This window comes from Fusobacteriaceae bacterium (assembly GCA_031272775.1).
Taxonomy (GTDB): Bacteria; Fusobacteriota; Fusobacteriia; order Fusobacteriales; family Fusobacteriaceae; genus JAISST01.
Genome location: JAISTB010000009.1, coordinates 88,178 through 105,896, shown reverse-complemented (window position 1 = coordinate 105,896; position 17,719 = coordinate 88,178). Strand labels below are relative to the sequence as shown.

Annotated in this window: 16 protein-coding genes; 13 read left to right on the top strand and 3 right to left on the bottom strand. The window is 54.5% G+C overall.

Translation table 11 applies throughout. The features are described 5' to 3' along the window. Positions 1-4 precede the first annotated feature (4 nt). Entirely contained in the window at positions 5-1,366 is a 1,362-nt protein-coding gene (gene trkA / locus LBQ97_03010) for a Trk system potassium transporter TrkA (GenBank protein ID MDR1831689.1), read from the bottom strand. A gap of 184 nt (positions 1,367-1,550) precedes the next feature. On the opposite strand from trkA, the gene htpG reads away from it, so the two are divergent. The 4 genes from htpG (at position 1,551) to LBQ97_02990 (ending at position 5,861) form a co-directional block, all read left to right on the top strand. Beyond that, a complete protein-coding gene (htpG, locus tag LBQ97_03005; GenBank protein ID MDR1831688.1) occupies positions 1,551-3,374 on the top strand; it encodes a molecular chaperone HtpG in 1,824 nt (607 codons plus the stop codon). Positions 3,375-3,413: 39 nt separating this feature from the next. Then, positions 3,414-4,202, top strand: a complete 789-nt coding sequence (locus tag LBQ97_03000; protein ID MDR1831687.1) for an electron transfer flavoprotein subunit beta/FixA family protein — start codon at positions 3,414-3,416, stop codon at positions 4,200-4,202. A gap of 11 nt (positions 4,203-4,213) precedes the next feature. Continuing rightward, positions 4,214-5,245: an electron transfer flavoprotein subunit alpha/FixB family protein gene (locus tag LBQ97_02995; protein MDR1831686.1), complete on the top strand. Its 1,032-nt coding sequence runs from the start codon at positions 4,214-4,216 to the stop codon at positions 5,243-5,245. A gap of 157 nt (positions 5,246-5,402) precedes the next feature. Beyond that, positions 5,403-5,861, top strand: a complete 459-nt coding sequence (locus LBQ97_02990) for a hypothetical protein (protein MDR1831685.1) — start codon at positions 5,403-5,405, stop codon at positions 5,859-5,861. A gap of 37 nt (positions 5,862-5,898) precedes the next feature. On the opposite strand, the gene LBQ97_02985 is transcribed toward LBQ97_02990, so the two are convergent. Beyond that, a complete protein-coding gene (locus LBQ97_02985) occupies positions 5,899-7,038 on the bottom strand; it encodes an acyl-CoA dehydrogenase family protein (protein MDR1831684.1) in 1,140 nt (379 codons plus the stop codon). Positions 7,039-7,203: 165 nt separating this feature from the next. On the opposite strand from LBQ97_02985, the gene LBQ97_02980 reads away from it, so the two are divergent. Further along, positions 7,204-8,145, top strand: a complete 942-nt coding sequence (locus LBQ97_02980; GenBank protein MDR1831683.1) for a class I mannose-6-phosphate isomerase — start codon at positions 7,204-7,206, stop codon at positions 8,143-8,145. Between the two features lie 131 nt (positions 8,146-8,276). Here LBQ97_02980 and LBQ97_02975 read toward each other — a convergent pair whose 3' ends face one another. After that, positions 8,277-8,819, bottom strand: coding sequence for a helix-turn-helix domain-containing protein (locus LBQ97_02975; GenBank protein ID MDR1831682.1), 543 nt, complete (start codon positions 8,817-8,819; stop codon positions 8,277-8,279). Between the two features lie 201 nt (positions 8,820-9,020). On the opposite strand from LBQ97_02975, the gene LBQ97_02970 reads away from it, so the two are divergent. The 8 genes from LBQ97_02970 to LBQ97_02935 all read left to right on the top strand — a co-directional run bounded on the left by LBQ97_02970 (position 9,021) and on the right by LBQ97_02935 (position 17,706). Then, the gene (locus tag LBQ97_02970; GenBank protein MDR1831681.1) at positions 9,021-10,151 is read left to right on the top strand and encodes an ABC transporter substrate-binding protein; all 1,131 of its coding nucleotides are present in this window, start codon (positions 9,021-9,023) and stop codon (positions 10,149-10,151) included. A 111-nt stretch (positions 10,152-10,262) separates the two neighbouring features. Then, positions 10,263-11,135: a branched-chain amino acid ABC transporter permease gene (locus tag LBQ97_02965; protein MDR1831680.1), complete on the top strand. Its 873-nt coding sequence runs from the start codon at positions 10,263-10,265 to the stop codon at positions 11,133-11,135. A 10-nt stretch (positions 11,136-11,145) separates the two neighbouring features. Further along, positions 11,146-12,006 carry a branched-chain amino acid ABC transporter permease gene (locus LBQ97_02960; protein ID MDR1831679.1) on the top strand — a complete coding sequence of 287 codons (861 nt, stop codon included), beginning with the start codon at positions 11,146-11,148 and terminating at the stop codon, positions 12,004-12,006. 2 nt (positions 12,007-12,008) lie between these two features. Continuing rightward, positions 12,009-12,773, top strand: coding sequence for an ABC transporter ATP-binding protein (locus tag LBQ97_02955; GenBank protein MDR1831678.1), 765 nt, complete (start codon positions 12,009-12,011; stop codon positions 12,771-12,773). Then, on the top strand, positions 12,773-13,477 hold the full coding sequence (locus tag LBQ97_02950; protein ID MDR1831677.1) for an ABC transporter ATP-binding protein: 705 nt from the start codon (positions 12,773-12,775) through the stop codon (positions 13,475-13,477). Before LBQ97_02955 ends, LBQ97_02950 begins: the two co-directional genes overlap by 1 nt. Positions 13,478-13,491: 14 nt before the next feature. After that, positions 13,492-14,868, top strand: a complete 1,377-nt coding sequence (locus tag LBQ97_02945; GenBank protein MDR1831676.1) for a hypothetical protein — start codon at positions 13,492-13,494, stop codon at positions 14,866-14,868. Positions 14,869-14,918: 50 nt separating this feature from the next. Next, on the top strand, positions 14,919-15,695 hold the full coding sequence (locus tag LBQ97_02940; GenBank protein MDR1831675.1) for a 3-ketoacyl-ACP reductase: 777 nt from the start codon (positions 14,919-14,921) through the stop codon (positions 15,693-15,695). A 25-nt stretch (positions 15,696-15,720) separates the two neighbouring features. After that, positions 15,721-17,706 (top strand): FAD-binding protein, encoded by a 1,986-nt coding sequence (locus tag LBQ97_02935; GenBank protein MDR1831674.1) that lies wholly within the window; start codon positions 15,721-15,723, stop codon positions 17,704-17,706. Positions 17,707-17,719: the final 13 nt, after the last annotated feature.

The window sequence follows — 17,719 nt, the reverse complement described above, 5'->3', positions numbered from 1 at the left end:
ATCGCTATTCCAAAATTTTATCGATATCGTCGAGAAATTTCTGCGTCGTAATGACGATAACCCTGTCGTCGGGTCGCATGGCCGTGTTGCCGTCGGGGAAGAGGATCTCCCCGTTCCGGACGATATAGGCGATCAGGAGATTTTCCTTGAGCCGCAGATCCCGCAGCGGGACGCCGACGACGCTACTCGTCTCGTTGAGCTTGAACTCGATGGCTTCGACGCGGTTTTCCGAAAGCCGGTACAGCGTCTCGATGTTGCCGCCCTGGGCGCCGATCATGGAGCGGGCGATCTTGACGATGGTGTCGGCGATGATCTTTTTCGGCGTCACGATGGACTGGAAGCCCGAGAGGCCCAAAATCCCCAAAAGAGACGTTTCGTCGACTTTCGTAATGATTTTCCTGATGCCCAGCTTATTGGCGTACATGGACAAAATGACGTTCTCGTCGTCGTCATCGGCGAGACAGATGCAGGCGTCATGCTTTTCAAAACTCTCCGCGTCCAGAAGGTTTTTGTCGGAGCCGCTGCCGAGGATGACCTCGATGGCGTCGCCGTAGGCGTTGGAGAGCGTTTTGGCCGTATGAAAATCGTTTTCGAGGATCTTGATCCGGAAACGTCGCGCCAGCAGGCGTTCCACAAGATAATGGGTCAGTCCGCCGCCGCCATTGATAAAAATCGTCTTGACGGGCTCGACTTTTTTGTCGCTGAGGGACTTGTAGAACTCGGTGACGTCGTTCCGCGAGCCGGTCACATAGATCAGATCGCCGGCCGCGAGGATGAAATTTCCCGTGGGGATATAGACGCTTTCGCCCCTTTCCACGATACAGACGAGGATATGGGGAAAATAATTGGCCTTGAAATCCGAGAGCTTCAGATGATCGAGATAGGTATCGGCGGGGACCTGGTACTTGACCAGGCTGACCTGGCCGTCGGCGAAGCTCTCCACGCTCAGGGCGTTGGGGAATTCGAGATTTTTTACGATAAAAAGCGCCGCTTCGTGCTCGGGCACAATGATTTTTTCTATGGACAAAATCTCCCGCATAAAGTTCATCTGGGAGGTATATTCTGGATTCCGGACGCGGGCGATCGTATGCCGGGCCCCCATTTTTTTCGCGATGACGCAGGAGATCAGATTGATCTCGTCGGAGTGGGTGACGCCCATATAGATGTCGGTATCGGCCACTTCGGCCTCCGCGAGGATATCCGGATCGGCGCCGTTTCCGACGATCCCGCGGATATCGGCCATGGAAAGTACTTTTTCCAGTACTTTGGGATCCTTTTCGATCAGGGTGATGTCGTTTCCTTCCGTGGACAGCTCTTTGCACAAAAATTCGCCGACTTTCCCCGAACCCGAAATGATGATTTTCATAGGCGACCTCTCTCCAAGCGGTGTTGGTTTTGGTATAAATGGAACTTGGGTCTATTATATCATAAAATTCAGAAAAAATCCATTGACAAGGCAAAGAAATTATGTTATAAGATTATTAGCCACTATTCGCATAGAGTGCTAAAACAGTTAGAAATCAGAAGAATATAGAGAAACAGGAGGAATTATGCGAAAAGAAACCATGGCCTTTCAGGCCGAAGCCAAAGAACTGCTGGACCTGATGGTCCATTCCATTTACACGAACCGGGACATTTTCCTGAGGGAGCTGATCTCAAACGGCAGCGACGCCATTGACAAGCTGAAATTCCAATCACTGACAGACAGCGCCCTGTTGGGAGACGACACGACATTCAAGATTACGCTTGCTGTCGACAAGGACAAGCGGCAGCTGACCATCGCTGACAACGGCGTCGGCATGACTTACGAAGAGGTCCAGGAAAATATCGGCACGATCGCCAAATCAGGATCCAAGGCTTTCAAAGCTTCCCTTGCCGACAAGGCCGGCAATGACGCCGTAGACATCATCGGACAGTTCGGCGTGGGCTTTTATTCGGGCTTTATGGTGGCCGCGGACATCATGTTCACGACAAAATCTCCCCACGCGGAAAAGGGCGTGCGCTGGGAATCCAAGGGAGACGGTTCCTACGAGCTGGAGGAAATCGATCTGGATAAGCGGGGGACGACCATCGTCCTCACGATCAAGACCGGCGAGGAATACGACAAATATCTGGAAGAATGGAAAATCAAGGAAATCGTCAAGAAATACTCCGATTACATCCGCTATCCGATTTATTTCAAAGACGAAGTGATCAATTCTACAAAGCCCATCTGGAAAAAGGACAAAAATGAGCTGAAGGACGAGGACTACAACGAATTTTACAAGTCGGCGTTCCATGACTGGACGGACCCGCTGCTGCGCTTCCCCATAAAAGTGCAGGGCACCGTGGAATATACGGCCCTTTTGTTCGTTCCGAAAAAGGCGCCGATGGATTTTTACACGAAAGACTATAAGCGGGGCTTGCAACTCTATACGAAAAATATCTTTATCATGGACAAATGCGACGAGCTGGTTCCCGAATACTTCAGCTTCCTCAGGGGGCTCGTCGATTGCGACACGCTGTCCCTGAACATTTCCCGGGAAATTTTGCAGCAGGACAAAGAGCTCGCCGACATTTCCAAGAGCCTCGAAAAGAAGATCATCGGTGAATTTGAAAAATTGCTCAAAGAAGACAAGCCAAAATATGTGGAATTCTGGGAAGAATTCGGCCGGAACATCAAATTCGGGATTCAGGACATGTTTGGCCTCAATCGCGACAAGCTGCAAAATCTCCTGATTTTCCGGACCTCTCTTGACGACAGCTACTGCACGCTGCAAGAATATGTGGACCGCATGGGCGAACGGAAGGAAATCCTCTACGCCACCGGCGACGACCTTGCCTCCATCAAATCGCTGCCGAAAATCGAGGCCCTCAAGGAAAAGAACATTGAAATTCTCTATTTGACCGATAAAATCGACGAATTTTCCCTGAAAACGCTCAGGGAATTCGCGGGAAAACAGTTTAAATCCATCAACGATTCCGATTTCAAACTCGACGAAAGCAAGGAAAAGGAAGAGGAGATCAAGAAGCTCTCCGAAGACAACAAGAGTATTCTGGAGAAAGTCAAGGAAGCTTTGGGGGAAAAAGTCGCGGAAGTCAGACTGTCGGCCGATATCGGAAAATCAGCCGCCGCGTCGCTTTTGGCCAAGGGGGAGATTTCGCTGGAAATGGAGCGGGTCCTCTCGTCCATGCCCGGAAATCAAGGCGTCAAGGCCGAAAAAATTCTCGCGATCAATCCGGAGCATCCGCTTTTCTCGAGATTGAAACAGGAAGAGGGCAAGCCCGCCTTCGTCGACCTTGTGGATGTCCTCTATACGGAATCGCTGCTGATGGAAGGATTTCCCCTGGAAAATCCGGCGGAATTTGTGAAAAAACTGAACCAGCTGCTCTGACCCGCGTCAGGCTGAGATGACAAAAACTAAGGAGGACACATGCGCAGTATTGTGTGCATCAAGCAGACGCCGGAGACGAGCAAAATCAAGATTGATCCCAAAAGCGGCGCGCTGATCCGGGAAGGGGTCCCGGCGGTCATGAATCCCGACGACAGGAACGCCCTGGAGGCGGCGCTGCAAATCAAGGATCAGTACGGGGGAACCGTGAGCGCCATTTCCATGGGCCCGTCCCAGGCGAAGGCCGTACTCAGGGAAGCTTACGGGATGGGGGCCGACGAGGCCTGGCTTGTGACGGACGAAGCCTTCGCGGGTTCCGACAGCAGGGCCACGGCGCTGATCCTGGCCGCAGCCGTCCGGCATTTGGGCCCCTTTGATCTGATTTTTTGCGGCAGACAATCCATAGACGGCGAGACGGCCAATGTGGGGCCCGAAATCGCCGAATTTCTCAATATTCCCCAGGTGACCTACGCCAAAAGAATCGAGCGGAACGGGGAAGGATTCCGGATTACGCGAATTACCGACGGGGTGGATTTTGTGATTGACGTCAGCGCGCCCCTTTTGCTGACGGCGATCCAGGAACTGAACACGCCCAGGCAATCTTCGCTGGACAGATTCTTCGCGGCCTTCGGCCAAGGGGTTGTCCGGGAGCTCCACGCGGCGGACATTCCCGTGGACCTGGACCTCGTGGGCTTCGGAGGATCGCCGACTCAGATTGCCGGTACGACCCCGGTCTTCCGGGAAAAGCGCGGGGAGATCATCGAAGGGGAGTCTGTCCGGGACAAGGCCGGAAATCTACTGAAAAAACTCAAAGAAGTCAACATGCTCTGACAGGGGGAGAAATGACGCAAACAGAAGAATACAAAAACGCCGTACTGAAAGATTGCCGGAATGTCTGGGTCATCGGGGAGCAAACCCGGGGAAAATTGAATCCGATCACGCTGGAACTGCTGGGCGAGGGCCGCAAACTGGCCAACGATCTGGGCCAAAAGCTTGTGGCGGTCGTCATGGGCGCGGATATTGCCAAGACCGTGGAAGAATTGAGATTTTACGGCGCTGACGAAATCCTCTGGATCAAGGATCCGCTGCTGGCGGATTTTTCCACCGAAGGATACGCGCTGGCGGCGGCCCGGGCCATCAAAGAAAAAAAACCGGAGATTGTCCTGATCGGGGCGACCTCTCTCGGCAGAGACATCGCGCCGAGGATCGCGGCCAAGATCGGAACCGGGATCACGGCCGACTGCACAAAACTCTCGATCGATTCCGAGGACAAAAAGCTCCTGCAAGTGAAACCCGCCCTCGACGGAAAATTGTTGATTACCATCGTGTGCCCCAAACACAGGCCTCAGATGGCTACGGTCCGGCCCGGCGTTCTCGAAAGGGCCGAAAGGCGTGACGCGGCCGGCGGGATCGTTGAGGAATTTCTCCCGAAACTGGAAAAAAGAGACATCCGCACGACCCTTGTGGCCATGAACCCCATCGGGAAGCGGATTGTGAACCTGACCGGCGCAAAAATCATCGTTTCAGGCGGGCGGGGCCTTAAAAAAGCGGAGAATTTCAAGTTGATCGAAGATCTGGCGGACGCCCTGGGCGGAGAAGTGGGCGCTTCCCGGGCGGCGGTGGACGCCGGTTGGATCGATCCCTCCCATCAGGTGGGGCAGACCGGGATCACGGTCCGTCCCAACGTCTATATCGCCTGTGGCATATCGGGGGCTGTCCAGCATCAGGCGGGTATGCACGAATCCCGATATATCGTTGCCATCAATACGGATCCCTACGCGCCGATCTTTCAGATCTGCGACTACGGACTCATCGGCGACCTGCGGGAAATTGTGCCGGCCATTACGGCCGAAGTCCGGAATCAAAAACAATAATATCGGTTATTGTTGGCAATTTTATGAACCGATTTCATGAAAAAAGTTGACATTGCGAAAATTTGGTGTATAATAGAACTATGTAGGGGATGAGTGCCATCCGTTGTAGACAACTGGGTTTTATCAATATAAAATCCGTAAAAATAGGAGGAATAAAGTGGAAATCAAATTAAGCCCCCAGGAATTGGAACAAGCAAAAGGGAATCCCAATGTAATGGCGCAAATGTTGGTTACAAAGGCGATTCTATCCGAAATGACCAACCGGCAGTTTACACCCGAGGAGATCGCACAGCTGGAAATCATGAAAAAGAATTTGGAAATCGAGTTTTTCCTCAACATTCTGGCTCAGAAAGATATTAAAATCGAGGATCATGAGATCCTGAAAGTGTACCAGGATAACGCCGAGGCGCTCAAGGACAAGAACATGGTGGAAGTCTTCCCGCAGCTGCGGCAGGCCCTGTTCAACCAGAAACTCGGAGAAGCCAAAGTCAAGATTATCAACGGCTTTATTGAACAATACAAACTGAACGACGTGCTGAAGGAATACGCGCCCCCCGCTCCAGCGACGGCGCCGGGTCCGGAAGCGCCCGTGCCTCCTACGCCGGAAGTTCAGTAGGCAAAATAAAAAAGCACCCGCCCAGGCGGGTGTATTTTTATTTGCCGAGGAGATTTGACGCGATTACGATCTTCTGGATTTCGTTGGTCCCTTCGAAGATCTGGAAAATCTTGGCATCCCGGAGGAGCTTTTCGACGGGATACTCTCTGCTGTAGCCGTAACCTCCGAAGATCTGGATCGCTTCCGTTGTGACGTCCATGGCGGCGTCTCCGGCGCAGGCCTTGGCGATGGCCGATTCCGTTCCGCAGGGAAGCTTGTTTTCCATGAGGGTCAGCGCGTGGGCGACCATCTGCCGGGCCGATTCCGTTTTCATAGCCATTTCGGCAATCTTGAAGCGGATGGCTTGATTTTCGATAATGGGTTTTCCGAACTGCACGCGGGTTCTGCCGTAGGCTATGGCTTCCTCCAATGCCCGCTGGGCGATGCCGACGGCTATACAGCCGATCCAGGATCTGGCTTGATCGAGTCCCTTCATGGCGAGGGAAAAGCCCCTGCCTTCTTCTCCCAACAGCGCCGTTACGGGGATACGGCAATCTTCAAAGACGACATCGCAAGTCTCCGAGGTTCGGACGCCCAGTTTGTCTTCGTGGTTGCCCGCCGACAGGCCCGGCGTCCCCTTTTCCACGAGAAACATGGAAATCCCTCTCGTGCCCGCGCTCTTGTCGGTTTTGGCAGTCACCGTATAGTATGAGGCCGTGGAACCGTTTGTGATAAAGGTCTTTCTGCCGTTCAAGACATAGTGGTCCCCGTCCCGGACAGCGGTCGTTTTTGTGGACGCGGCGTCGGATCCGGCCGCCGGCTCCGTCAGACAGAAGGCGCCAAGGCTGCCTTCCAGCATCAATTGCGCCACGCGCCGCTTCTGGGCTTCCGTTCCGGCCATGAGGACGCATTTCAGCGCGAGCCCGCTGGCCGATACGGCTGTGGCGATACCCGCGTCGGCCATGGCCAGTTGTTCCAGCAGGGCAGCGGCCGTGATCCGGTCCAGGCCCGGTCCGCCATAGGCTTCGGGGAGCTCCAGAATGTGGAGCTGCATATCCATGACCTTCTGATAGAGTTCCGCGGGGTATTCTCCCGTCCTGTCCCATTCCTTGCATTGCTCGCGGATTTCTTTCCCGCAAAACCGCCTGACTTCAGCCAGAAGGTCCTTTCCTTCTTCCGATTGAATAAAATACGCCATTTTTGTATCCCTCCTCTTTCTGATGTTTGTTTATGTTCATATTATAAACGATCACGGCCCGTTTGTCAAAAAGAGATGAGGGTGCGAAGAAAAAATATAGCGCTTTGGATTGTTTTTTGATATAATTTGAATAAATAATGGAAAAATCAAAAACCCGGAGGTTTTATGTCAATTTTCAAATTGGCGCCAGCCTGCAAAAATTATATCTGGGGCGGGCAAAAACTCAAAACCCGCTACGGGAAACAGAGCCCCGACGACATTGTCGCAGAGACGTGGGAATTGTCCTGCCATCCGGCGGGAATGAGCGTCGTCGCCTGCGGAGAATACGCGGGATTGACGCTTCCGGAGCTGATCCGGATCAGAGGACGGGCCATTCTCGGGGAAAATTGCCGCCGCTTCCTGGATTTTCCCATCCTTGTGAAATTCATCGACGCGGCCGGCTCCCTTTCGGTGCAGGTCCATCCCGATAACGCCTACGCCCGGACCCATGAGGGCCAAAACGGAAAGACCGAGATGTGGGTTGTGATGGATTGTGAACCCGGGTCGTTCCTGTATTTCGGCTTTTCACGGGACGTCACCCGGGAAGAGCTGGCTCGGCGCATTCGGGAAAACCGGCTGACGGAGATCCTGAACCGCGTGGAGGTCAAAAAGGGGGACGTATTTTTCATCGCGCCGGGAACGATCCACGCCATCGGGGCGGGAATTTTGATCGCCGAAATCCAGCAGTCCTCCGATGTGACCTATCGCGTATACGATTTCGGGCGTCTTGGTAAAGACGGGAAACCCAGGGAGCTCCATATCGAAAAAGCCCTCGATGTGCTGAAACTCGCAGCCGAAGGGCCGCAGGCCGATTTCGGCGGGCATCTGGGAAAATGCGATTATTTTGTAGTCGACGGACTGAGCGTGGCTGGGGCGAAAAGCGATTACGCCGACGGCTCGTCTTTTCACGCGCTCTTGTTTTACGAAGGAGCGGGCGAGATGCGCCAGGGAGCTGAAACGCTGCCATTCCGGATGGGGGACTGCTTTTTTGTGGAAGCCGGAAGCGGGCCTTACGAGGTCCGGGGCGAGGGGCGCTACTTGAAAATTCGGATACCGGCAAGAAAATAACCGCTGATTATGAGCAATTAATAAGCAACAAAAATAAAGCCGGAACTAATTTCCGGCTTTAATCATCTCCACAGAGTTGTGGTTAATTACTGGGCGCTTTAAGGCGCAAAAACGTGAGAAATTTGCCTTTTCTAATGTTCAAAAACGTGATTTTCTCTTGCGGAAAATGCCAAAAATAGGGGGTTTTTCAAATAAAACACCTCATTCAAAATCAGCTCTTTTGGCGTCATATTCAGCCGGTATGTCCTCAGGCTCAACAAAGGTCTCATCTGCGGCTTCGGCAAATTTTGAAACACGGAGAGGAATCCCGCCGACCATCCGGCAGAAGCTCCCGCCGCGAGACGACGATCCCCATTTGCGGTTACACGTTTCATGGGAACATCCGGAATATTCGGCTTTGAAAATTCAATTTTCCGGTCTCCAAGGATTTCCAGAATCACTTTTCTGATAAAACTGAGGCGTGGATCAATTTCTCCTTTTTCAAAGCGAGAAATTGCTTGCTGCTTTGCACCGATGAGTTCGGCGAAATCTTTCTGTGTCAAGGAATTTGCCGCGCGGTATTCAATGAGCGCGCTGATCAGATCCATTTTCATCTGGATTACCTGTACTTCTTTCTTCAATTCCGGATCTTTTTTATATGCTTCATCTCTGATTTCACTCCAATATCTGGACATGAACGCCTCCTTATGTCAAAATAAATTTGTCTTGATTTTATCCAACACTATAAAACAAATTTGTAGTATTGTCAAGCGGAAAGCCCCCGCCCCAACTTTTTTTCATACCCCCCTTGATTTTTGAAGTATTTACCGGTATACTTTATTATCAGCGTCATTTTGATACAAAAATTACATTATTTTTTCATCAGGAGGAAGGAAATGAAACGAATCGTTGCAATTCTTTTTACCACTGTGACCCTGTTCACCGCTTCGCTTTTCGGCGCGGGCAAGGAAATCGTGATCGGCTGTCTGCAGGACATTTCCGGTCCGACTTCTTCCCTCGGCAAAATGGTTGAGGCGGGCGCAAAATGGCATATTGATGAAATCAACGCAAAGGGCGGCGTCAACGGCGCCAAAATCAAAATGATCACCTACGACACAAAGGCCGACGTCAACGAGGCCATCAACGCCCTGACCCGGGCCATCACCTCCGACAAGGTATGCGCGATTATCGGCCCTCCGATTGCCAACATCGTGCTGGCCATCGCCCCTATTTCCGAGCAATACAATGTACCGATCCTGCATCTGGCGGTGGATATCCGCTCCGAAATCAAAGATGACGGAACCACCTACAAGAATACCTTCGGCATGCAGCCCAACAACCTGCAAATGGGCGCCATCATGGGACAATACGCGATCAAAAACGGATTTAAGACCTTCGGCGTAATGTACAACCAGAGCAACGCCTATGCCGTATCGCTGCTGGAGCCCTTTACCAAGGCCGTGACGGCGGCTGGCGGGACCGTAGTCAAAGAAGTGGCCTATACCGCCAACGACAAGGACTACAAGACGCTTCTCTCTCCGCTGGTATCCGCCAAAGTGGACGCCATCTACATGCCCAATTATACCCAGGACCTGATCCTGATCACCCAGCAGGCCAGAGGCCTTGGCTACGAAGGCGCCCTGATCGCCGGATTGGACGCCGGACCTCCGTTCAATACCATGCTCGGCGAAGATTGCGACAAAATTTACTACATCAATAATGTCGACGACACCGAACCGAAACTGAAAGACATGATCAAAGCCGTCAAGGAAAAGGCCGGCATTGACGCGACGAACAAATTCTTCCTGGGCTATGACATCGCCGGAATCCTCAATCAGGTGCTGGCGGAAACAGGGCCCGATCCCGACAAAATCCACGACGCCATGCTGAAAGTCAAGGACTATGACGGACTCACGGGAAAAATTACCATAGATCCCGCCAACCATATGCCTACAGGCCTCGAGATGGTTATGTTCACGTACAAAGGGACAACGCCCGTAATGCTTGAACGCTATTCGGCCAAATAAGCGAATACGAGATCAAAAAAACGCATGGAATAAAGAAAAACCGCTTTTCCTGCAGGGAAGGAACCTTGCAGGAAAAGTTATATTGGACACATTTTCACGGGAGGACGTGTCATGCAACTCCAGATCATCCTGAACGGCCTGGCCCTGGGCTCCGTCTACGCGCTCATCGCCACGGGCTTTTCCCTGATTTTCAACATCCTGAAATTCTCCAATTTCGCCCATGGGGCGACCATGGCCTTTTGCGCCTTCGCCGGGTATTTTGTGGCGGCGGCCAATAAAATGGGACTTGTCCCCACCATTGCGGTGGCTGTGGCGACAGGGGGGCTTGTGGCCCTTTGCGGAGAATTTGTCGCCTTCCGGAGCATCACGGTCCGGAACGCGTCTCCGATCTATTACTTTGTTTCCTCCATCACATTGGGAACGCTCCTGGAAGGCCTTGTGACCATCAAGGCCGGGGCGAATTTTTACAATTACCCTCTGTTTTTTAAAAAACGGATCATGAAATTTCATGGCCTTGTGATCTCAACCTCGGACGTCATCATGTTCTGTTGCAGCGCGGCGGCGCTTTTGATCCTCGTCTGGGTCATTCGCAAGACCCGGCTCGGCAGAGGCCTGCGGGCCGTGAGCTTTGACCGGGACACGGCGGGGCTCATGGGGATCAACGTGATCCGGACGATTCAGTTTGCCTTTTTGCTTTCGGGGATGCTGGCGGGTCTCGCGGGGGTTTTCCTCGGGATCAATTATACGCTCTATCCGACGCTGGGCTCCCTTGTGGTCAAGGGCTTTATCGCTTCGGTGATCGGAGGGCTCGGGAGCATCGCCGGGGCTTTGATCGGAGCGGTGCTTTTGGGCCTCGCGGAAACGCAGCTTGTGAATCTGGTAGGGTCCACCCTGACGCCGGTTTTGACCTTTGTCATCATGCTGGTCTTTCTGCTGCTGCGGCCCAGGGGAATCGCCGGGTCCAATATCCAGGAAAAGGCTTGAAGGAGGCGCCATGAGCAGCGTATTACTGACGAACATCCTGACGCAGATTTTGATCAATGTGATCTGCGTCGCCGGGATCTATGTGCTGACGGGTATGACCGGCATGTTTTCCCTGGGGCAGGCGGCCTTTATGGCCATCGGCGCCTATGTCTCGGGGCTTTTGGTGACAAAGGCGGCCTTTCCCTTTTTGCCGGCCTGCGCCGCGGCGGTGGCGGTCGCCGTTGCCGTGGGCTTTGTCGTGGGATTTCCCACGGTCCGGCTGCGCAGGGACTATATTTCTCTGGTGACTTTGGGCTTCGGCGAGGCCATTACCGGGATCCTCAATTATTTTACGCCGATCACTGGCGGCGCTTCTGGGCTTACGGGAATTCCCAAAAAGACCGATCTCGGATTGGCTCTTGTATCGGCCCTAATTGTGGTTGCGGCCGTGGGTCTTTTCAAGACCTCCAAATACGGCAGGCAGTGTATCGCCGTCAAGTCAGACGATTTGGCGGCCAAGGCCATGGGGGTCAACGCCCCCCGGATCAAAATGACGGCCTTTTTGCTGTCCGTTGCGGTGACGGCCTACAGCGGCTGTCTCTACGCCTTTTATACGACCTATGTGGACCCGACGCTCTTCGGCTGGAAAAAAAGTGCCGAATGGGTCATTATCGTTTTTTTCGGCGGCGTCAACTCCCTGACGGGAAGCGTGCTCTCCACGGTGGTGTTGGGGGGCCTTCCTGAATTTTTGCGTTTCCTCGGCGAATACCGGAACGTAATTTACGCGATTTTGGTACTTTTGATCATCAATTTCCGGCCGGGGGGCCTTTTGGGCGAATGGGAACTGCCTTTCGGGAAAGTCCTGCGGCGTCCGGATACCGGGGGTGAATGACCATGGCCGTACTCAAGGTAAAGCGCGTCAGCAAAAGTTTCGGCGGCGTAAAAGCGGTGCAGGATTTTTCGATTACCGCGGAAAAGGGGGAAATCCACGGGATCATCGGACCCAACGGAGCCGGCAAAACGACGATTTTTAATGTAATTTCGGGTATCTATACGGCCGACGCGGGAACCGTGGAGCTGGACGGCAGGGATATCACGAAACTCCGGCAACATGAAATCACACGACTCGGGATGGGCCGCACCTTTCAGAATATAAGACTTTTCAAGGGGCTCACGGTATTGGAAAACGTCCTTTGCGCCTTTGATCCCCGCAGCCGCTATACGGTCATGGGCGGGCTTTTTCCGACGCCTGCCCGATTGCGGGAAGAAAAGCGGGGCGCGGCCTTGTGCCGCGAATATCTCCGGATGACAGGTCTCGGGGATTATCTCCACGAGCGGCCGGAAAATTTGGCCTACGGCCTGCAACGACGGCTGGAGATCGCCCGGGCCCTGACCTGCGAACCCAAGGTCCTTCTGCTGGATGAACCCGCGGCGGGACTCAACCCCACGGAAGTCCGGGATCTGACGGATCTGATCCGGCGGCTTTCAGAAAACGAGGCCTTCGCGATACTCTTGATCGAGCACCGGCTGGAGCTCGTTATGAACGTCTCCAACTTCATCCATGTGCAGAATTTCGGGCAGACCATTGCCGTGGGGACGCCCCGGGACGTTAGGAACGACCCCCAGGTCATCGAGGCCTACCTCGGGAGGGATGAATAATGGCTATGCTGGAAATAAGCAACCTGAGCGTAAGTTACGGCCATGTGGAGGCCTTAAAAAACGTCAGCGTTTCGGCCGAAGCGGGGGAGATCTACAGCATCATCGGTTCAAACGGGGCCGGGAAGACATCGCTCCTGCGAACCATCTCGGGACTGGTAAAACCCCTTTCGGGGACCATCACATTTTTGGGAAAGCCCCTGACGAATAAACCTCATGAGGTCGTGGAAAGGGGCGTGATCCACGTGCCCGAAGGGCGCAAGACCTTTTCGGGGCTGACCGTGGAGGACAATCTTCTTGTGGGCGGATACCGCTTTCGTTCCAAGACCCTTGACGAAGACCTGCAAAAACAATACGAGCGCTTTCCGATCCTCTATGAAAGGCGCAATCAATACGCGGGAACCCTTTCGGGAGGCGAGCAGCAAATGCTGGCCATCGCCCGCGGACTCATGGGAAAACCGGAACTCATGCTTTTGGATGAACCCAGCCTGGGGCTTGCGCCCCTCATTGTAAACCAGATCTATGAGTTGATTTTGAAGATCCGCGAAAGCGGCATTACCATATTTTTGGTGGAACAAAACGCGAAAAAAGCCCTTTCCGTCGCCGACAAGGCCTGTGTCCTTGAAAACGGCGTCATCACCATGAGCGGAAAGGCAGGAGAACTCTTGACCAGCGACGAAGTCAAACGGGCGTATCTCGGCGCCTGAAGGAGCGGATATCCATGGCGCGCCATGAAAAATTCAATTTTCATTCTCTCGAAGAAGTAAAAGAAAAAATCAAAACCCTAAGGATTCCTGTGGCTCTGAGCGAAGCGCTGGATATTCTGGCAAAACCTGTGGCCATCGGCCCCGTGACGGCCCCCAATTCTTTGGCGGTACTTCCCATGGAAGGCTGCGATTCGGAACCCGACGGCTCGCCCGGCGAACTTGTGGCCCGCAGATACGGCAGATTTGCCGCGGGAGGCGCGGGGCTTTTGTGGTGGGAGGCCTGCGCCGTGACCCAAGACGGCAGGGCCAACGAGCTTTCCATGATGCTGACAAAGCAAAACGTCGGCGCGTTTCAAAAGCTCATGAAACAGACCGCGGAAATCGCCCGGAACAAACTGGGGGCTTCCCGTAAGCCCGTCAACATTCTCCAACTGACCCATTCGGGCAGATACGCGCGGCCTGTCGGTCACAAGGCGGCGCCGCTGATCCCGCAACACGATCCGATTCTCGATCCCCGGGTGGGTCTTGACGAAAAAAGCCCGGTGGTCAGCGACGGCTGGTTGGATGATCTGATTCCCCGCTATGTGGAATCGGCCCTGCTTGCCCGGGAAGCGGGCTTTGACGGGGTGGATATCAAGGCCTGCCATCGCTATCTCGTGAGCGAACTGTTGGCTTCCTTTACCCGGCCCGGAAAATACGGGGGCAATTTTGAAAACCGCAGCCGCTTTCTTCTGGATATCGTCAGAGAAGTACGAAAGGCTACCGGTCCGGATTTTGTGATCGCCTGCCGTTTCAACGTCTTTGACGCTCATCCCTGGCCCTACGGCTTCGGGGAGGATCAAAGCGATCTGTGGAAATTTGACCCCGCGGAACCCGTAGAACTCGTCAAGCGTCTCTGCGCCGAAGGGGTCGGGCTTTTGAGCAATTCCGCGGGAAATCCCTATTATATCTATCCGCAGGTGACGCGTCCCTTTGACACGTCGTCGACGGGGATCCCCACGCCCAACGAGCATCCCCTCGAAAGTACCGCCCGTCTTTTCGCCTTTACGGAAACGGTCCAGAAGGCCGCCGGAAGTGTTCCCGTTGTGGGAAACGGCTATTCCTGGCTCCGCTGGGCCGCGCCCTACGCCGGGGCGGCAAACCTCCGGGACGGAAGATGCAGCCTCGTGGGATTCGGCAGATCCAGTTTCGCCTACCCCGACGCGCCCCGGGACATTTTGGAAAAAGGCGCCATGGACCCGCAAAAATGTTGTATCGCCTGCTCCAAGTGCACGCAGATCATGCGGGATCACGGGCGTACGGGCTGCGCCATCCGGGACGCGGAAATCTACGCCAAATTTTATCAACAATACCGGGCGGAGGCGATCGCGCGGGAAACAATTATTTCGTAGGGGCGGCGTCCTGCCGCCCGCAACAAAAAACAATATTCGGAGGAATTTGTATGTCAAACCTAAAAAAAACAGCCATTGTGACCGGCGCGACCCGGGGGATCGGTTTTGCCATCGCCAAAACCCTGGGGGCGGAGGGCTACAACCTTGTTCTTTCGGGGACCAGGGACGCCGACGAAAACGAAGAGGCCTTGAAAGCCATCGCGGAAACGGGGGCGGAATATCTTTATGTCCGATCGGACGTCGGAAAAAGCGAAGACCGGAAAATCCTTGTCCGGGAGGCGCTCGAGCGCTTCGGGGAAATCCATGCGCTCGTCAATAACGCGGGGGTCGCGCCTCTTGAACGGGCGGATCTGCTGGACATGAGCGAGGAGAGCTTTGACCGGGTCGTGGGGATCAATACCAAGGGCAATCTCTTCCTGACCCAGGCCGTGGCAAAAGTTATGCTCAGTCAAGAATATAGAGGAAAAAAGCGGGGGACCATCATCAATATCTCCTCCTGCTCCGCGGAGGTGGTTTCGGTCAATCGCGGGGAATACTGCGTATCCAAGGCGGGGATTTCCATGCTGACGAAACTTTTTGCGGCAAGGCTTGCGGGAGACGGCATTCTCGTCCATGAGGTGCGGCCGGGCGTCATCGCCACCGACATGACGGCAAAGGTCAAGGAAAAATATGACGGTCTCATCGCCGGGGGCCTCTTCCCCGTCAAGCGCTGGGGTATGCCCGAAGACGTGGCCAATGTCGTCAAGGTCCTGGCGTCGGATGATATTCTCTACACGACCGGAAATTACATCGACGTGGACGGCGGCTTTCATTTGAAGCAATTGTAAAAGCGTGATCTTGTGAGGGTTTATCATGGAAAAAACCGCGTTTCAATTCAGAGGAAAGGAAATCCCCGTAATTCATACGGGAACCGTTGTCGTGGGAACCGGCGCAGCCGGATTCTGCGCGGCGGACAGGCTTTGGGGCTATGGAGATCAAGACGTCTGCGTGGTCACGGAGCATGTGAAGGCGGGGACTTCCCGCAATACAGGCTCCGACAAGCAGACCTACTACAAACTCACGCTCTCGGGGGATACGCCCGACAGCGTGGGGGAAATGGCGGAGACCCTTTTTGAGGGCGGGGCCGTGGACGGGGATCACGCCCTTTGCGAAGCGGCGTTGAGCGTTCCGTGTTTTATGAATCTCGTCAACTTGGGGGTGGAATTTCCCAAAAACCAATACGGCGAATACGCGGGCTACAAGACGGACCACGATCCAAGGACCCGCGCCACCAGCGTCGGTCCCTATACGTCCCGGCGGATGACCGAATGCCTGGAGGCGGCTGTCCGGCAAAAGGGCGTCCCGATTTTCGATCACTTGCAAGTGGTGAAAATCATCGTCGAAGACGCCCGGATCCGGGGGCTCGTCTGTCTCGACACGGAACAGGCGGCAAAGGGGGGGGACCGATCTCCCTTTGTGCTCGTCAACTGTAAAAATATCGTATACGCCACGGGAGGCCCCGCCGGCATCTATGAAAATACCGTTTATCCCGAGGGACACTACGGCGCGTCGGGTCTGGCCTTTGAGGCGGGGGCTCGGGGAAAAAATCTCACGGAATGGCAGTGGGGACTTGCCAGTATCCGGCCCAAATGGAATGTCTCGGGGACCTACATGCAGGTTCTGCCGCGCTTTGTGTCGACGGACGCGAATGGACAGGATCCGCGGGAATTTCTCTTTTCGTATATTCAGGACCGCTACAAACTGCTGTCGCTGGTATTCCTTAAAGGCTATCAATGGCCCTTTGACGTGCGAAAAGCAGCCGGCGGGTCTTCCCTTGTGGATATCCTCGTCTGGCTGGAAATTCAAAAAGGGCGACGGGTTTTTCTCGATTACCGGGAAAATCCCGGGGAAGGGACGCTCGATTTCGGAAAATTGTCGGAGGAAGCGAGGGACTATCTGCAAAAGGCAGGCGCTTGTTTCGGGACGCCCGTTGAGCGGCTTTCTCATATGAACGCCCCGGCGGTCTCCTTTTACCGGGAGAGAGGCGTCGACCTCACCAGGGACATGCTGGAAATCTCCCTTTGCGCCCAGCACAACAACGGCGGCCTTGACGTGGACCGCTGGTGGCGGACAAATGTTGAAGGCTTTTTCGCCGTGGGCGAAGCGGCGGGGACCCACGGGATCTACCGGCCCGGCGGCAGCGCCCTCAACGCGGGGCAGGTGGGGGCGACCAGGGCGGCGGAATTTATCGCCCGGAAGGAAAAAGGCCCGCCCCTTTCGGCGGCGGCATTTGAAAAAGCGTCGGCGGCGGCCCTCGGCCAAGTTGTGGATCTGGCGGAATCCGCCCTCGAATCCGGCGCCGATACCGTGAAAGCGCTGTTGCGGGAAGCAAGGCAAAACATGAGCGCCGTGGGCGGCGCCATCCGAAACGGGGACAGGATCCGGGAAACCCTTGCCCGGGTCCGGGAACGGCTTTCCCGCTTCAAAGAAGAGGCAAAAGTTTCAAAACCCGTGGATTTGCGCCATGTGTTCCGCTTGCGGGAGACGCTCTTGTGCCAGTTGGCGTATCTCTCCGCCATGGCCGATTACGTGGAAAACGGCGGAAAAAGCCGCGGCAGCGCCCTCTATACGGATCCCGCGGGGCAAAAACCTTATGATTTTCTTCCGGACGCTTTTGCGTATACGACAGAGGAAGGCCAAAAGACCGGCGTGACCCAGATTGTTTCGCTTGAACCCGTGAGCGCGGGGGAACTTCCGGAAGTCCGGGTCGCGTGGCGGCCCGTACGGCCGATTCCTGTACGGGATGAATTCTTTGAAAATGTGTGGCGGGAATTCCGCGAGAGCGGAAGTATCTTATAGAACGGAGGAGGAA